The sequence below is a fragment of the Bradyrhizobium sp. USDA 4503 genome (assembly GCF_054055815.1).
Genome location: NZ_JBSRXS010000001.1, coordinates 927,546 through 942,838, shown reverse-complemented (window position 1 = coordinate 942,838; position 15,293 = coordinate 927,546). Strand labels below are relative to the sequence as shown.

The window sequence follows — 15,293 nt, the reverse complement described above, 5'->3', positions numbered from 1 at the left end:
ACGATGGCGTGTCGATGGTTCGGCGGCGCCCTTGCGCCGTCTCGAGCCATGAGGTCACACTGAGCCCCTCTCCCGGGGCACGCATTCAGCATGGCTCGGGATCACCTCACCGGAGCGCGCAGGTGGGCTTCCTCTTCGTCCTCATTGTCGGCCTGGTCGCCGGCACCATTTCCGGCATCGTCGGCACCGGCTCGTCGATCATGCTGATGCCGGTGCTGGTCTATCAGTACGGGCCGAAGCAGGCGGTACCGATCATGGCCGTCGCCGCCGTGATGGCCAATCTGTCGCGCATCCTCGCCTGGTGGCGCGAGGTCGACTGGCGTGCCTGCATCGCCTACTCGATCACCGGCATCCCGGCCGCCGCGCTCGGCGCGCGCACCCTGCTCGCGCTGCCCTCGCATGCGATCGATATCGCGATCGGCGTATTCCTGATCGCGATGGTGCCGGTGCGGCACTGGCTGGCGCGGCACAGGCTGAAGGCCAATCTCTGGCATCTCGCAATCGGCGGTGCGCTCATCGGCTACCTCACCGGCATCGTGGCCTCGACCGGCCCGCTCAGCGTGCCGCTGTTCCTGTTCTACGGTCTCAGCAAGGGCGCGTTCCTCGCCACCGAGGCGGCGAGCTCGCTCGGGCTCTATGTCAGCAAGTCGGTGACGTTCGAGCGCTTCGGCGCGCTGACGCCGGACATCGCGCTGAAGGGCCTGATCGCCGGCGCCTCGCTGATGGCCGGCGCTTTCATCGCAAAGCGCTTCGTGCTGCAGCTGAAGCCGGAGTCGTTTCGCCTGATCATGGACGGCATCATGCTGGCGGCGGGCACGGCGTTATTGTGGTCTGCAATGACGCAGTAAAATTCCGACATCGACCAGGCCCTGGGCAAACGGATTTCGCCGTGACGAACACCAACATCCTCCCGATGATGTCGTAATTCTACGGGGCTTTGGGCATCGGGTGGCGTGTACCCCGAAAGAGTTTTGTTGAGCGCTCACCTTCCGTTGTTATCCGGATTGCCACCGTCCGGCCGCTGCGTTTATGACAATCTCATTACTTGCACTTGATCGTTTGCGGAAAAGAACTTTGCTCCAGCAGGCATCACGGGATTGATCGACGACCCGGATGCGAGTCCCGAGAGTTCAGGCGACGAGGTTCAGCGACACATGGCGTGCAGATCGGGCGTAGAGCCCGGCGCCTGATGTCGCCGATGTCGGCCTGACGAATGCGGGATCGCAAGTCGAAGCATTGGGAGTCGCGGGTCGTCAAAGCCCACGACAGGCGGGAAAGGCAGGCGCGCGATGCGCAAGATGATGATCACGACTGCGGCGATTGTGACGTTCGCCGTTGCCGGCTCGGCGTTGTGGCCGACGGCAAGGCCCGATGTCGCGCAGTTCGGCGACAGCGTCTACGAGACGATCTGGGTCTGGCGAATTCCGGCCTACGCGAACAATCCGTCGTGGCGGGTTCGCTGGAGCTGGAGCGATCCGTTGCGCGCGCAGGCGAGATGCTGCCGCGCTCTGCCGACGAGTCTGACGCCGCGCGAGAATCCGCCGCTGCTGCTGTCGAGGCGGGACCTCCACGTTTGACCGCGCGTACAATCAGAGAGCAGTTCCCTTGCGCGAAGCGCATTTGATTCAAATTCGCGCTGTAGTTGAACTTACTTTTTATCCTTAACCAGAAACCTGATCTTTGATTTACATCTGCAAGATGCGGTTTACCTTGTCTCCGCGAGCACAGCGGATTCAGGGACAACAACAACATGCGCCAACCAAGCCTCACCCTGTGGTTGACCGTTGTTCTGGCCACGCAGGGATTGAGCGTCGCGGCAGACGATACAAGACCGGGACAACCGGGCGCCGTTGCCGCTGCTGACCGCGTTGCATGTTCCCTGCAGCCGAAAAGCGAGGAACCGTCCGATCCGTCGTCGACCTCGGCAATTCCCCACGCCGAAAAATTCGTCGCGCGGGAACATTTCAAGGAGGACATCGCCTCGAGCGCGCCGGTCAGGATTTCCTGGTTAGGCGCGACCTTCGCGCAGCGCTTCACGAACAAGATCGAGGACGATAGCGGCAGCGCATCGTTGCAAACCTTCGTCCTGAGCGCCGTCTCGAGCGACAAGGAGATCCTCGCCAAACTGGGGCAGAGCCACGAGAGCAGGCTGGCCGACGTCTGGTGCGCGTTGAGGCGACAGCCCAGCGGCAGCAACGGCCCGCTGGAGGTCAACGCCAAGCCGAACGTGTTTTACGTCCGCGACAGCGCCGGAGAGCTTGGTGCCGTCGACGTGCTGTGGGGCGGCGTCGGCTGGGAAATCGGCGCAAGCCCGGTCGGCGACAAGCCGCGCTGGCCGGGCGGAACACGGGTGTTCTCGCGCTGAGCCGGCCCCGCCATCTGGCACTCCGTCTTCGATGGATCGCGCGCGGCGGCCGAACCGTGTTATGCATCGTGCTCGATAGCGCGACTCACCTGCTCCATGGCCAAATCCACCCTCTCCTTCGTCTGCCAGAACTGCGGCGCGGCGTATAATCGCTGGCAGGGCAAGTGCGATTCCTGCGGCGAGTGGAACACGCTGGCCGAGGAGGACACCACAGGCTCGGTGCCGGTCTCGATCCGCAGCAAGCGCAAGGGACGGACGTTTGCGCTGGAATCGCTGTCCGGCAAGACCCAGGACGCGCCGCGGCTGTCCTCCGGGATGGCCGAGCTCGACCGCGTCACCGGCGGCGGCTTCGTCCGCGGCTCGGTGCTTTTGGTCGGCGGCGATCCCGGCATCGGAAAATCGACGCTGCTGACCCAGGCGACCAGCATGATGGCGCGCGCCGGCCACCGCGCCGTCTATATCTCCGGCGAAGAGGCGGTCGCCCAGGTGCGGCTGCGCGCCGAACGGCTCGGCCTCGCGGACGCGCCGGTGCAGCTGGCTTCGGAAACCTCGGTCGAGGACATCGTCGCGACGCTGTCGGAAGGCGCGGTGCCGCGCCTGATCGTGATCGACTCGATCCAGACCATGTGGACCGACACGGTGGAATCCGCGCCCGGCACGGTGACCCAGGTCCGCGCCTCGGCGCAGGCCCTCATTCGTTTTGCCAAGAAGACGGGTGCCGCGATCATCCTGGTCGGCCATGTGACAAAGGACGGCCAGATCGCCGGTCCCCGCGTGGTCGAGCACATGGTCGATGCGGTGCTGTCGTTCGAGGGCGAAGGCTCGCAGCAGTTCCGCATTCTGCGCTCGGTGAAGAACCGTTTTGGCGCGACCGACGAGATCGGCGTATTCGAGATGACCGGCCTCGGCCTGCGCGAGGTCACCAACCCCTCGGAATTGTTCCTCTCCGAGCGCGAGCTCGGCAGCCCCGGCACGGCGGTGTTCGCCGGCATCGAGGGCACCCGTCCGGTCCTGGTCGAGTTGCAGGCGCTGGTGGCGCCGACCTCGCTCGGCACGCCGCGCCGCGCCGTGGTCGGCTGGGACCCGAGCCGGCTGTCGATGGTGCTCGCGGTGCTCGAAGCGCATTGCGGCGTCAAATTGTCCGGACATGACGTCTATCTCAACGTCGCCGGCGGCCTGCGCATCCAGGAACCGGCCGCGGACCTTGCCGCGGCGGCCGCGCTGGTCTCCTCGCTGGTGAACGCGCCGCTGCCGACGGATGCGGTCTATTTCGGCGAGATTTCGCTATCGGGCGCGATCCGCCCGGTGGCGCAGACCCCGGCCCGGCTCAAGGAGGCCCTCAAGCTCGGCTTCGCCCGCGCCATCCTGCCCGAATCGGCCCGCGGCGAGAGCGGCGGCGATTCAGGGCTCACCCTCAACAGCGTCGGCAATCTCACCACGCTGGTCGCCGAAATTGCGGCACGCGGTACGCCCCGGGGCGGCCGGCGCGACCAGGGCGGCTCCGGAGGCCCTGATGCGGCTGAGAAAAATGCCACACCGGCTCGATTCCGTCGCGAGACCAGCTAAAGCGGGCGTGACGTATCAGCCCCCCGCCGCTATACATCCGCCGCGCGGGACAGGTGGCGCTCTGGCCTTGCCGGATGCCCCCAATGCGCCTCAGTTAGGACGGCACCGACTTCGCCGATTCGCGAGAACACTTAGCAGCGTAAGCCCTTAACAGCGTACCGAAACGTACCAGCGGACCTGACCAGCCGATGCCCATAACGATACTTGATCTCGTCCTGCTCGGCGTGATGCTGATTTCGGGCCTGCTCGCGATGGTGCGCGGCTTCATGCGCGAGATCCTGTCGATCGCGGCCTGGGGCGCCGCCGCGCTGGTCACGCTGTATGCGTTTTCGAAGCTTCTGCCGACCGCCAAGACCTATTTCAACAACGACACGGTCGCCGCCGTGGTCGTGGTGGCCGGCGTCTTCATCGGCACGCTGATCGTGGTCTCGATCGTCACGGTGCGGATCTCGGACATGATCCTGGATTCCCGGATCGGCGCGCTCGACCGCACCCTCGGCTTCCTGTTCGGGCTCGCCCGCGGCCTCCTGATCGTGGTCGTGGCGTTCATGTTCTTCACCTGGCTGGTTCCGGACAAGCAGCGGCCCGATTGGGTGACCGGGGCGAAGTCCCGGGTGGTGCTGCAGGGAACCGGGGATTGGCTGATGTCGCTCTTGCCTGACGACCCCGAGAACACCATCTTAAAGAAGTTCAAGAAGAATAAGCCAGACGACGATTCTGCGGCCGATACCAATGATCAGGCGACGCCGGCGTCGGGCGATGGCTATAGCAAACCTGCGCGTGACAGCTTGAAGAAGCTGATCGAGAAACCCGCGGGCCGATAAACTATTTGGGCCCTTACGAGAGGCGATGAACGAGATGCAGACCCCTTCGGATCATACCGACCAAATGGATCTCGACCTCGGCCCGATCGAACTGCAAGACGACCCTAAAAACGACCCTCTCAGATACCACCCCGACCTCGATGGCGACACGCTCCGCGAGGAATGCGGCGTGTTCGGCATCTTCGGCCATCCCGAGGCCGCCGCGATCACCGCACTCGGCCTGCACGCCCTGCAACACCGCGGCCAGGAAGCCGCCGGCATCGTCTCCTTCGACGGCAGCCGCTTCCACAGTGAACGCCGCCTCGGCCTGGTCGGCGACGCCTTCTCACGCCGCGAGGTGATCGAGCGCCTGCCCGGCAACGCCGCGGTCGGCCATGTCCGCTACTCCACCACCGGCGGCACCATCCTGCGCAACGTGCAGCCGCTGTTCGCCGAGCTCAGCGCCGGCGGATTTGCGGTCGGCCACAACGGCAACCTCACCAATGGCCTGACCCTGCGCCGCGAGCTGGTCAAGGGTGGCGCCATGATGCAGTCGACCACCGACACCGAGGTGATCCTGCATCTCGTGGCGCAGTCCTCCAAGCGCACCCGCTTCATCGACCGCTTCATCGAGGCGCTGCGCACCATCGAGGGCGCCTATGCGCTGGTCGCGCTGACCAACAAGAAGCTGGTCGGCGCGCGCGACCCGCTCGGCATCCGCCCGCTGGTGCTCGGCGATCTCGACGGCCGTCCGATCCTGACCTCGGAGACCTGCGCGCTCGACATGATCGGCGCCAAATACGTCCGCGACATCGAGCCCGGCGAGATCATCGTGTTCGACGAGCGAGGGGCGCACAGCCACAAGCCGTTCCCGCCGAAGCCGGCCCGGCCCTGCATCTTCGAATACATCTATTTCGCGCGGCCGGACTCGATCGTCGGCGGCCGTTCGGTCTACGACGTGCGCAAGGCGTTCGGCGCCCAGCTGGCGCGCGAGAGCCATCCCGAGGTCGACGTCGTGGTGCCGGTGCCGGATTCCGGCGTGCCCGCCGCGGTCGGCTACAGTCAGTATTCCGGCGTGCCGTTCGAGCTCGGCATCATCCGCAACCACTATGTCGGCCGCACCTTCATCCAGCCGACCCAGAGCGTGCGCGAGCTCGGCGTGCGCATGAAGCATTCGGCCAACCGCGCCGCGATCGAGGGCAAGCGCATCATCCTGATCGATGACAGTCTGGTCCGCGGCACCACTTCGAAGAAGATCGTGCGCATGATGCGCGACGCCGGCGCCCGCGAGGTGCATTTCCGCCTCGCCTCGCCGCCGATCCTCTACCCCGACTATTACGGCATCGACCTGCCCGACCGCGGCGGCCTGCTCGCCGCGACCCATTCGCTCGAGGAGATGCGCGACATCATCGGCGCCGACTCGCTCGCCTTCCTGTCGATCGACGGCATGTACCGCGCGATGGGCTATGAGGGGCGCGACCCGGCAAATCCGAGATTCGCCGACCATTGCTTCACCGGCGCCTACCCGACCCACCTCACCGACCAGAGCGAAACCGAGGCCCCGCCGCGCCAGCTCTCGCTGCTGGCGGAGGCGAGCTGAGGCGAAGCGTCATCCCGGGGCGATGCGCAGCATCGAACCCGGGATCTCGAAGTTGTCTTGCGTTCTTGCCTCAAATTTCGAGATTCCCCGATGCGCGATTGCGCATCTGAGGTCTGGTCCTTCGGACCATCCCGGAATGACCATGTCTTTTAGCCATGGCCGGGCTTGTCCCGGGCATTTCCGTCTGTAATACCCCGGGCAAACACGCGGACAGACAGACATGACAAAACCCCTCGCCTCCCGTATCGCCCTCGTGACCGGCGCCTCGCGCGGCATCGGCTATGCGACCGCGGTCGCACTGGCCAAGGCCGGCGCGCATGTCGTGGCAGTGGCGCGCACGCAAGGCGGGCTGGAAGAGCTCGACGACGAGATCCGCAAGGCCGGCGGCAGCGCCACCCTGGTGCCGCTCTCGCTCACCGATTACGACGGCATCGCGCGGCTCGGCCTTGCGCTGCATGAGCGCCACGGCAAGCTCGATATCCTGGTCGGCAATGCCGGCACCGCAGGGCCGTCGTCGCCGCTCGGCCATATCGAGCTGAAACCATGGAACGACGTGTTCGCGATCAACGTCACCGCCAACTTCCAGCTGATCCGCTGCATGGACCCGCTGCTGCGGCAATCCGACGCCGGCCGCGCGGTGTTCGTGACGTCGGGCGTGGCCCACAAGGCCAACGCCTATCTCGGCCCCTATGCGGCCTCGAAGGCCGCGCTGGAGGCACTGGTGCGCTCCTGGGCCAACGAGACCGCCAACACAAAGCTCCGCGTCAACCTGTTCAGCCCCGGCCCGATCCGCACCCGGATGCGCGCGCAGGTGTTTCCCGGCGAAGACCCGATGACGCTGGATACGCCCGACATGGCCGCCGAATTCATCGTGCCGATGTGTTCGCCCGCATGGACCGAGACCGGCAAGCTCTACGACTACAAGGCGCGCACGCTGCGCAGCTTCCAGCCGCCGGCGTGAGCGCGGCTCTCTCTCCCGTAGCCCGGATGGAGCGAAGCGCAATCCGGGATAGTCTCTACGCGGAGAAACCGGCCCCGGATTTCGCTTCGCTCCATCCGGGCTACGCACCTCCTTGCGATTGACTCGCTCGCATCCCCACGATTGACTACGCTCCCCAGCGGGACGACCGCCAAGAAAAATCTCGGGAGGCAACATGACGCCGACGTTCAATCGCGCGCGCTCCATTCTGTCCGGATTGTTTCTCTCCGCCTGCATCGCATCATCAGCCCTCTTCGCTACACCAACCCCCGCGAAAGCCGGCGACATCCCGACCTTCACCGTGGATGCATCATGGCCGAAGCCGCTGCCGAACAACTGGATACTCGGCCAGGTCGGCGGCATCACGGTGGATTGGCAGGGCCACATCTGGGTGATCCACCGGCCGCGCTCGCTGACCGACGACGAGAAGGGCGCGAGCCTCAATCCGCCGCGCTCGAAATGCTGCGTCTCGGCGCCGCCGGTGCTCGAATTCGACGCTGACGGCAATCTACTGCGGTCCTGGGGCGGTCCGGGTGACGGCTATGAGTGGGTTGGCCGCGAGCACGGCATCGAGGTCGACGAGCGCGGCTTCGTCTGGATCGGCGGCAACGCCGACAATGACAATGCGATCCTCAAGTTCACCTTCGACGGCAAGTTCGTCTCGCAGATCGGCTCGATCGCACCGAGCAAGGGCAGCAACGACACCACCCAGCTCGGCAAGCCCGCCGAGACCGCGATCGACAAGGAGGCCAACGAGATCTACGTCGCCGACGGTTACGGCAACCGGCGCGTCATCGTGTTCGATGCCACCACCGGCGCCTACAAGCGGCACTGGGGCGCCTATGGCAACAAGCCCGACGACGCCAAGCAGCCACCCTACGATCCGAAGGCGCAGGTCGCGCAGCAGTTCGGCAATCCCGTGCACTGCGTGAAGATCGCCGATGACGGACTGGTCTATGTCTGCGACCGCATCAACAACCGCATCCAGGTGTTCAGGAAGGACGGCAGCTTCGTGAAGGAGTTCTTCTTCGAGAAGAGCACGCTCGGCAACGGCGCGGTGTGGGACATCGCGCTGTGGCCCGATCCCAAGCAGACCTACCTGCTCTCCGCCGACGGCGAGAACAACGAGATCCGCATCATCAGGCGTGACGACGGCGCGGTGGTCGGCAGCTTCGGCCGCAACGGCCGCAACGCCGGGCAGTTCCACTGGGTGCACGCGCTCGCGGTCGACGCCAGGGGCAACGTCTATACCGCCGAGGTCGACACCGGAAAGCGGATCCAGAAATTCAAGCTGACCTCCGACGCGCTCAAGTAAGGGTTTCACCGGATGACGCTTCGACGCAGGCCCACCCGGCTTTAGGCGGATTGCCGCCTCCCCCCGGAAAGGGTAAGCGGGAACCTGAGCGACCGGCAAAAAGGCTCCGCAAGAGGGCTGCCCGGGCTTTAGACAGTGGAGGGAATTTCATGACAACGACGTTTGCGCGGCGCTACGCCGCGCTTCTTGCTTGCGCCGCACTCGGCCTTTCAACTTCTGCGTTCGCGCAGGACAAGACCGTCAAGATCGGCGTGCTCAACGATATGTCGAGCCTCTATGCCGACATCGGCGGCCCGAACTCCGTGGTCGCGATCAAGATGGCCGTGGAGGATTCCGGCCTGCTCAAGAAGGGCTGGAAGATCGACGTCCTCAGTGGCGACCACCAGAACAAGCCCGACGTCGGCGTCAACATCGCTCGGCAATGGGTCGACAACGAGAAGGTCGATGCGATCGCCGACACGCCGAACTCCGGCGTGGCGCTTGCGGTCAACAATCTCGTCAAGGAAAAGAACATCGTCCTGCTGAATTCGGGCGCGGCGACCGCCGACCTCACCGGCAAGGCCTGCACGCCGAACACGATTTCATATACCTACGACACCTACATGCTGGCCAACGGCACCGGCAAGGCCCTGACGAAGGCCGGCGGCGACACCTGGTTCTTCCTGACGGCCGACTATGCATTCGGCCACGCGCTTGAGCGTGACACCACCGCGGTCGTCAACGCCAATGGCGGCAAGGTGCTCGGAAGCGTCAAGCATCCGATCAACACCGCCGATTTCTCGTCGTTCCTGCTGCAGGCACAATCGTCCAAGGCCAAGGTGGTCGGCCTCGCCAATGCCGGCGGCGACACCACCAACGCGATCAAGCAGGCGGCCGAATTCGGCATCGTTTCCGGCGGCCAAAAGCTCGCGGCGCTGCTGCTGTTCATCAACGACGTGCATTCGCTCGGGTTGAAGACCGCGCAAGGCCTGACGTTCACGGAATCCTTCTATTGGGACATGAACGATCAGACCCGCGCCTGGTCGAAGCGGTTCGCCGCCCTCGCCAGCAAGAACGCGATGCCGTCGATGACCCAGGCCGGCAACTACGCGATGGTGCTGCACTATCTCAAGGCGATGGAAGCGCTCGGCGGCAATCCGCATGACGGCGCCAAGGTCGTCGCCAAGATGAAGGAATTGCCGACCGACGATCCGCTGTTCGGCAAGGGCCCGCTGCGCGCCGACGGCCGGCGCCTGATTCCGGCCTATCTGTTCGAGGTGAAGAAGCCCGAAGAGTCCAAATATCCCTGGGACTATTACAAGCTGATCGCCACGATCGCGCCGGAAGACGCCGCGAAGCCGCTTGAGGCCAGCGACTGTCCGCTGCTGAAGAAGTGACCGCGTAGCGGTCATTCCGGGGGCGCGCAACGCGCGAACCTCAGATGCGCAATTGCGCATCGGGACTCTCGAGATTCCCCGAGGCGCGCTTGCGCCCCTGAGGTTCGATGCTGCGCATCGCCCCGGAATGACTTTTTGCACCTTCTTACTTCGCCGCCGACTTCGCCTTGACGGGCGGCGGCAACGACGCCCATTCCCTGTCGGCGCGCGGGCCGCCGACATCGCCGGTCAGGCCGACGAGCTGGCCCGGCTGCACGTCCAGCGTCTGCGTCCAGGTCTGGGTCTGGCACAGCAGCTTGAGCAGGCATCCCTTGAGCTTCGGCCGGTCGGACTTGTCGCGCCACAGCGAGACCGCATAGGACTTGCCGTCCTCGGCGTTGTAGATGTCGCCGTCGAACCTGCCCTCCGGCGTCAGCTTCAATCCGAGGATCAGCTGATGGCCGAGCAGCGCACGCGTCCGCTTGTCGGGTTCGGGATTGAAGCTGTCGCGGAGCGGCTGGCCGTGTGAATCGAGCGGATCCTTCATCCACACGATGAAGCCGCAGATGCGGTCACGCGCGGGGCCGCCGCGCTCGAGGCGGATGCGTGCGCAGCCGTCTTCGGTCAGCCAGGTGCCGCTGGGATCGGCTGGGGCAATCGTCTCGGCGCGGCCGGTCGAGCTCATCAGCAAGGCAGCGACGAGGCTGCGCAGAAACATGCGAACCAGAAAGTTCATGGTAAAGGACCTTTCAGCGTCGGGATGGTTTGCGGACGCGCGCGGCGCGCCTCACTTCAATTGCGCCATGAAGGCATCGGCCCCCTTGTCGATGCCGGCGGTGGCCGCGGCGAGATCGCCGACGCTGGCCTTGATGTCGTAGGCGTTGGGATATTGCTTGCTGACATAGGCGCCGAGCAGGCGCGAGGTCGAGCTGTCGAACATCTCGACGGCATAGATCACGGAGCCCGTCATCGTGCCCTCGCCGTCGCGCGCGGCCTGCACGCCGTTGTAGACCGCGCCCGCCAGATCGAAGCGCGACAGCGTGCCGAGCACCGGCGTGTTGGCGACCGCGCCGGTCAGCGTCAGCCGCAGGCGGAACGTGTTCGGCCCGCGCGTGTTCACCAGCGTGAAGCGGCCGCGCAGTTTGTCGGCGAAGCGGGTCTGCATGTAGGCAGCGAGCGTCTGCTTGTCCTTCTCGGACATGTCGCCGAATTGATGATCCGCGCCGCGATAGATCACGACCGGATCGATCATCACCTTGTTGTAGCTCCGCCAGTCGACCGGCGGCGCATAGCGATACGGCACACGTCCCGAAGAATCGGACGTATCCGGCGTCATGTAGGCCGACGATGCCACATCCGAATAGGCCACCGTGACGGTGGCACATCCTCCCGCGAGGACGCAAAGCGCCATCGCTCCCAGACCGCGCGCGGCGATCGAGCTCTCCATTCCAATCTCCTCATCCGACCTGGGCGGAAAAGCAGCTCGGCCGCAGCCGCGTCCGGGGCTGAAAGTACGGCTGCGGCCGTCACTGGTCTGACTCGCCGTCGCGGCACCGCCAGACCTTGGCGCTCATCGACGCCTGGACGGACGCCGTCCGCCGACCCGACTATCCCGGCATCTTCGCCCATCACGATCAGGACATCGTGATGTTCGACGTTCCGCCGCCATTGTAGTCACGCGGATTGGATGAATACCGGAAGACGTGGGACTTGTTCTTCAGGTATCACCGCCCATCCTACGCCTTCGATGTCGAGGAGATCGCGATCACGGCCGGCGATGATGTGGCCTTCGCGGTCGCGGTGATGCGGTGCGGGCCACCTGATGCCACGTTCCAGTTCAGGCTGACGATCGGATTGCGCAAGGTCGACGGCGAGTGGCGCGTCACGCACGAGCACCATTCGGTGCCGGCGACGGAATAGAGCGTCTCGTGGTGGATCCGTCGGCGGCCCGCCCTACGCTCTCTTTGCCGCCGTCGTGCGCCAGGCGATGGCGAGCGCGAGCAGCAGCAGCGCGCCGGCCAGATAGAACGGCGCGCCGGGCATCTTCACCGGCACGGTATCGCCGATGAAATACGCAAACGTCAGCGTGAACAGGAACGGGCCGATCAATTCCGACATGCTCTGCACGCTTGAAGTCGCGCCCTGCAACTGGCCCTGTTGATCGGCGGCGACGAGCTGCGTCGTCAGCGCCTGCGTCGCAGCGCCCGAGAGGCCCCACAGCGCCATCACGGGAATGCCGATCCAGAACAGCTGGCCGGTCGGCGCGGCGCCGAAGATCACGAAGCCCAGGGCGCCGCAGACGAGGCCGAGGAACAGCGCGTTGCGCTCGCCGAGGCGCTGCACGATCGGGCCGATCGCCGCGCCCTGCACGATCATGCCGCAGAGCCCGACCAGCGCCAGCGTCGCGCCGACGGTGCCGGTGTCCCAGCCATAGCGATAGGTGGCGTAGAGCACGAACACCGAGGGCAGCACGACATGCGCGAGCTGGCCGAAGAACGTCGCCAGCGACAGGCCGGCGAGCGTCCGGTTCGAGCGCAGGAAATGCAGCGCGCCGATCGGATTGGCGCTCTTCCATTTGAACGGCGCGCGCCGCTCCACGGGCAGCGATTCCGGCAGGATGAACAGGCCATACAGCCCGTTGACGAAGCTCAAACCCGCCGCCGCCCAGAACGGCAGCCGCGGATCGATCTCGCCGAGCAGGCCGCCGAGCGCCGGTCCGAGGATGAAGCCGGCGCCGAAGGCGACGCCAATCTTGCCGAACATCGCGGCGCGCTGCTCCGGCGCGGTGACGTCGGCGATATAGGCGAACACGGTCGAGATGCTCGACGAGGTGATGCCCGAGATCGCCCGCCCGATGAACAGCCAGATCAGGTTCGGCGCCAGCGCCATCAGCACATAGTCGGCGGCGAGGCCGAAATTCGACAGCAGAACCACCGGCCGGCGGCCGAAGCGATCGGACAGCGCGCCGAGGATCGGCGAGCAGACGAACTGCATCAAGGCCCAGATCGAGCCGAACACGCCGAAGATGCGCGCCGCATTTGCGGTGTCGTTGTTGACGAAGCCCTCGATCAGCTTGGGCAGGATCGGGATGATGATCCCGAGCGCGAGCATGTCGAGCAGCAACGTGATGAAGATGAAGATCACCGCGCCGCTGCGCGGTTGCGCTACAGCAACCGTGTCGCCCTCCGACCTTTCGCTCACGACGGGCGTTTGCGCTTGTGGGCGAACGGATTGGCCTTCTCGCGCAGCGTGATCCGGATCGGCGTGCCCGGCAGATCGAAGGTCTCGCGCAGCGAGTTGATGAGGTAGCGCAGATAGGATCGCGGGATCGCGTCGGCGCGCGAGCAGAACAGCACGAAGCTCGGCGGGCGCGCCTTCACTTGCGTGATGTAGTTCAGCTTCAGCCTGCGGCCCGAAACCGCCGGCGGCGGGTTGGCCTGGATCGCCTGCTCGAACCAGCGATTGAGCGCCGAGGTCGGCAAGCGCCGGTTCCAGACCGCGTAGGCCTCCTGGATCGCCGTCATCAGGCGGTCGATGCCTTCGCCCATCAGGCCGGAGACGGCGACGATCGGCGCGCCCTTGACCTGCGGCAGCCAGTGGTCGGCATCGGTGCGCAGTTGCGAGATCTGGTTGGGCTTGCGCTCGACCAGGTCCCATTTGTTGACCGCGAGCACGATGGCGCGGCCTTCGCGCTCGACCAGGTCGGCGATGCGCAGGTCCTGCTCCTCGAACTTGTTCTGCGCGTCCATCATCATCACGACGACTTCGGCAAAGCGCACCGCGCGCAACGCGTCGGCCACCGAGAGCTTCTCCAGTTTCTCCTCGATCCGCGAGCGGCGGCGCAGGCCGGCGGTGTCGAACACCCGGAACTGGCGGCCCTGCCAGGTGATCTCGACCGCGATGGAATCGCGCGTGGTGCCGGCCTCGGGGCTGGTCAGCAGCCGCTCCTCGCCCAGCAGATGGTTGATCAGCGTCGACTTGCCGGCATTGGGCCGGCCGACGATGGCGACGCGGATCGGGCGCTGCGCGGCCTCCTCCTCCGAGATGTCCTCATCGTCCTCAAGCTCGTCGTCTTCCTCCGGTGTCTCCGGCACCAGCGCGCTCAGCGCCTCGTGGAGGTCGCCCATGCCCTCGCCATGCTCGGCCGAGATCTGGACGGGATCGCCGAGCCCGAGCGCGTAGGATTCCATCGCGCCGATCTCGCCATGCTTGCCCTCGGCCTTGTTGGCGACCAGCACCACCGGCTTGTTGGCCTTTCGCGCGAAGTCGGCGAAGGCACGGTCGGTCGGCGTCAGGCCGACGCGGGCGTCGATCACGAACATCAGGGCGTCGGCGAGTTCGATCGCGGTTTCGGTCTGCTCCTGCATCCGCGCCGTCAGCGAACCCTTGGCGCCTTCGTCCAGACCTGCGGTGTCGATGATGGTGAAGTCGAGGTCGTAGAGCCTGGCCTGGCCCTCGCGACGGTCACGCGTCACGCCGGGCTCGTCGTCGACCAGCGCGAGCTTCTGGCCGACCAGCCGGTTGAACAGCGTCGACTTTCCGACATTGGGCCGGCCGATAATGGCGATGGTGAAAGACATGGATCATCCAGGCGCCGCGTTGCGGCGCGCGTCAATGAATTGAATTAGGAGCCTAAAGCGCGATGAGATCGGATTGAATCGTCATCGCGCCTTAGATTCTTGTTTTAGCATGATCTTTTCGGAAAACCGCTTCGCACTTTTCCGGATCATGCTCTAGCGGCTAAATCCGCCGCTCGGTAGCGGTGCGGGGAAGGCGCCGCCGGATTGTTGCGTGGTCTGGGTCTGCTGGGCCGGCGCCGCGGGCTGTGCCTGCTGGTCGTCGGCGGGCGGCGCGGTGGTGCGGCGGCGGACGATCTTCTTCGGCTTCGGCTCCGGCGGCAGCGCGGCGGGCGCGCCCTCCTCGGCTGCGGCATCGGGAGCAGCCGCTTGATCTGCGGCCGGCGCTGCCCTGCCCTTGGCGTGCTTCTTGGCGCCCTTCGGCGGCTCGGGCGGCGGGGCCGGCTGGGCGGCAGCGGCTGCCGCGGCGTTCTGCTGATCGAGCTGTTCCTGCTGCGAGCCCTTGTACAATTCCTTCGGCACACCCTGCTCGAGGCCGGGCACGCCTTCGGGGAAGACCGGCTTGCGGTCGCCGGCCAGCTTCTTCTTGGTGTCAAGGAAGTCGAGCAGGTCGCTCGGATCGAAATTGGACATGCCGCCACCGCCGCACCCCGCCAGCACGCTGCAAAGCGCTGTCAGAACTGCGGCTGCGATCAGGCGTTGCGAGCGGCGCATGGTCGATCTCTCACTCAAA

At 65.6% G+C, this 15,293-nt stretch carries 16 protein-coding genes; 11 read left to right on the top strand and 5 right to left on the bottom strand.

The window, feature by feature from the left end; all coding sequences use genetic code 11:
* Window positions 1-122 precede the first annotated feature (122 nt).
* The 9 genes from ACVMIH_RS04485 (at window position 123) to ACVMIH_RS04445 (ending at window position 10,004) form a co-directional block, all read left to right on the top strand.
* Complete coding sequence (locus tag ACVMIH_RS04485) at window positions 123-848, top strand: sulfite exporter TauE/SafE family protein (RefSeq protein ID WP_456860855.1); 726 nt, start codon at window positions 123-125, stop codon at window positions 846-848.
* Between the two features lie 441 nt (window positions 849-1,289).
* Window positions 1,290-1,577, top strand: coding sequence for a hypothetical protein (locus tag ACVMIH_RS04480; RefSeq protein WP_050386652.1), 288 nt, complete (start codon window positions 1,290-1,292; stop codon window positions 1,575-1,577).
* Between the two features lie 173 nt (window positions 1,578-1,750).
* The gene (locus ACVMIH_RS04475; RefSeq protein WP_456860853.1) at window positions 1,751-2,365 is read left to right on the top strand and encodes a hypothetical protein; all 615 of its coding nucleotides are present in this window, start codon (window positions 1,751-1,753) and stop codon (window positions 2,363-2,365) included.
* A gap of 96 nt (window positions 2,366-2,461) precedes the next feature.
* Window positions 2,462-3,931 carry a DNA repair protein RadA gene (gene radA, locus ACVMIH_RS04470; protein WP_229192200.1) on the top strand — a complete coding sequence of 490 codons (1,470 nt, stop codon included), beginning with the start codon at window positions 2,462-2,464 and terminating at the stop codon, window positions 3,929-3,931.
* A 188-nt stretch (window positions 3,932-4,119) separates the two neighbouring features.
* Window positions 4,120-4,755: a CvpA family protein gene (locus ACVMIH_RS04465; protein ID WP_026192677.1), complete on the top strand. Its 636-nt coding sequence runs from the start codon at window positions 4,120-4,122 to the stop codon at window positions 4,753-4,755.
* 25 nt (window positions 4,756-4,780) lie between these two features.
* Complete coding sequence (purF, locus tag ACVMIH_RS04460) at window positions 4,781-6,334, top strand: amidophosphoribosyltransferase (RefSeq protein ID WP_456860851.1); 1,554 nt, start codon at window positions 4,781-4,783, stop codon at window positions 6,332-6,334.
* A gap of 220 nt (window positions 6,335-6,554) precedes the next feature.
* On the top strand, window positions 6,555-7,295 hold the full coding sequence (locus tag ACVMIH_RS04455) for an SDR family NAD(P)-dependent oxidoreductase (protein ID WP_456860849.1): 741 nt from the start codon (window positions 6,555-6,557) through the stop codon (window positions 7,293-7,295).
* A 193-nt stretch (window positions 7,296-7,488) separates the two neighbouring features.
* Complete coding sequence (locus tag ACVMIH_RS04450; RefSeq protein ID WP_229192202.1) at window positions 7,489-8,628, top strand: NHL repeat-containing protein; 1,140 nt, start codon at window positions 7,489-7,491, stop codon at window positions 8,626-8,628.
* A gap of 149 nt (window positions 8,629-8,777) precedes the next feature.
* Complete coding sequence (locus tag ACVMIH_RS04445) at window positions 8,778-10,004, top strand: ABC transporter substrate-binding protein (protein WP_456860847.1); 1,227 nt, start codon at window positions 8,778-8,780, stop codon at window positions 10,002-10,004.
* A gap of 145 nt (window positions 10,005-10,149) precedes the next feature.
* Here ACVMIH_RS04445 and ACVMIH_RS04440 read toward each other — a convergent pair whose 3' ends face one another.
* Together ACVMIH_RS04440 and ACVMIH_RS04435 are read right to left on the bottom strand one after the other, a co-directional pair.
* Entirely contained in the window at window positions 10,150-10,719 is a 570-nt protein-coding gene (locus ACVMIH_RS04440) for a DUF2147 domain-containing protein (RefSeq protein ID WP_456860845.1), read from the bottom strand.
* A 51-nt stretch (window positions 10,720-10,770) separates the two neighbouring features.
* Window positions 10,771-11,430: a DUF3313 domain-containing protein gene (locus ACVMIH_RS04435; RefSeq protein WP_456860843.1), complete on the bottom strand. Its 660-nt coding sequence runs from the start codon at window positions 11,428-11,430 to the stop codon at window positions 10,771-10,773.
* 116 nt (window positions 11,431-11,546) lie between these two features.
* Here ACVMIH_RS04435 and ACVMIH_RS04430 point away from each other — a divergent pair, with 116 nt between their 5' ends.
* Together ACVMIH_RS04430 and ACVMIH_RS04425 are read left to right on the top strand one after the other, a co-directional pair.
* Window positions 11,547-11,657, top strand: coding sequence for a nuclear transport factor 2 family protein (locus tag ACVMIH_RS04430; protein WP_244558936.1), 111 nt, complete (start codon window positions 11,547-11,549; stop codon window positions 11,655-11,657).
* Window positions 11,658-11,666: 9 nt separating this feature from the next.
* The gene (locus tag ACVMIH_RS04425) at window positions 11,667-11,903 is read left to right on the top strand and encodes a nuclear transport factor 2 family protein (RefSeq protein ID WP_256520504.1); all 237 of its coding nucleotides are present in this window, start codon (window positions 11,667-11,669) and stop codon (window positions 11,901-11,903) included.
* A gap of 33 nt (window positions 11,904-11,936) precedes the next feature.
* Here the strand turns inward: ACVMIH_RS04425 and ACVMIH_RS04420 are convergent, their stop codons facing one another.
* The 3 genes from ACVMIH_RS04420 to ACVMIH_RS04410 all read right to left on the bottom strand — a co-directional run bounded on the left by ACVMIH_RS04420 (window position 11,937) and on the right by ACVMIH_RS04410 (window position 15,274).
* Entirely contained in the window at window positions 11,937-13,184 is a 1,248-nt protein-coding gene (locus ACVMIH_RS04420; RefSeq protein ID WP_057019856.1) for an MFS transporter, read from the bottom strand.
* Window positions 13,181-14,563 (bottom strand): ribosome biogenesis GTPase Der, encoded by a 1,383-nt coding sequence (gene der, locus ACVMIH_RS04415; RefSeq protein WP_076831908.1) that lies wholly within the window; start codon window positions 14,561-14,563, stop codon window positions 13,181-13,183. Before der ends, ACVMIH_RS04420 begins: the two co-directional genes overlap by 4 nt.
* A gap of 153 nt (window positions 14,564-14,716) precedes the next feature.
* Window positions 14,717-15,274 carry a hypothetical protein gene (locus tag ACVMIH_RS04410; RefSeq protein ID WP_076831906.1) on the bottom strand — a complete coding sequence of 186 codons (558 nt, stop codon included), beginning with the start codon at window positions 15,272-15,274 and terminating at the stop codon, window positions 14,717-14,719.
* Window positions 15,275-15,293: the final 19 nt, after the last annotated feature.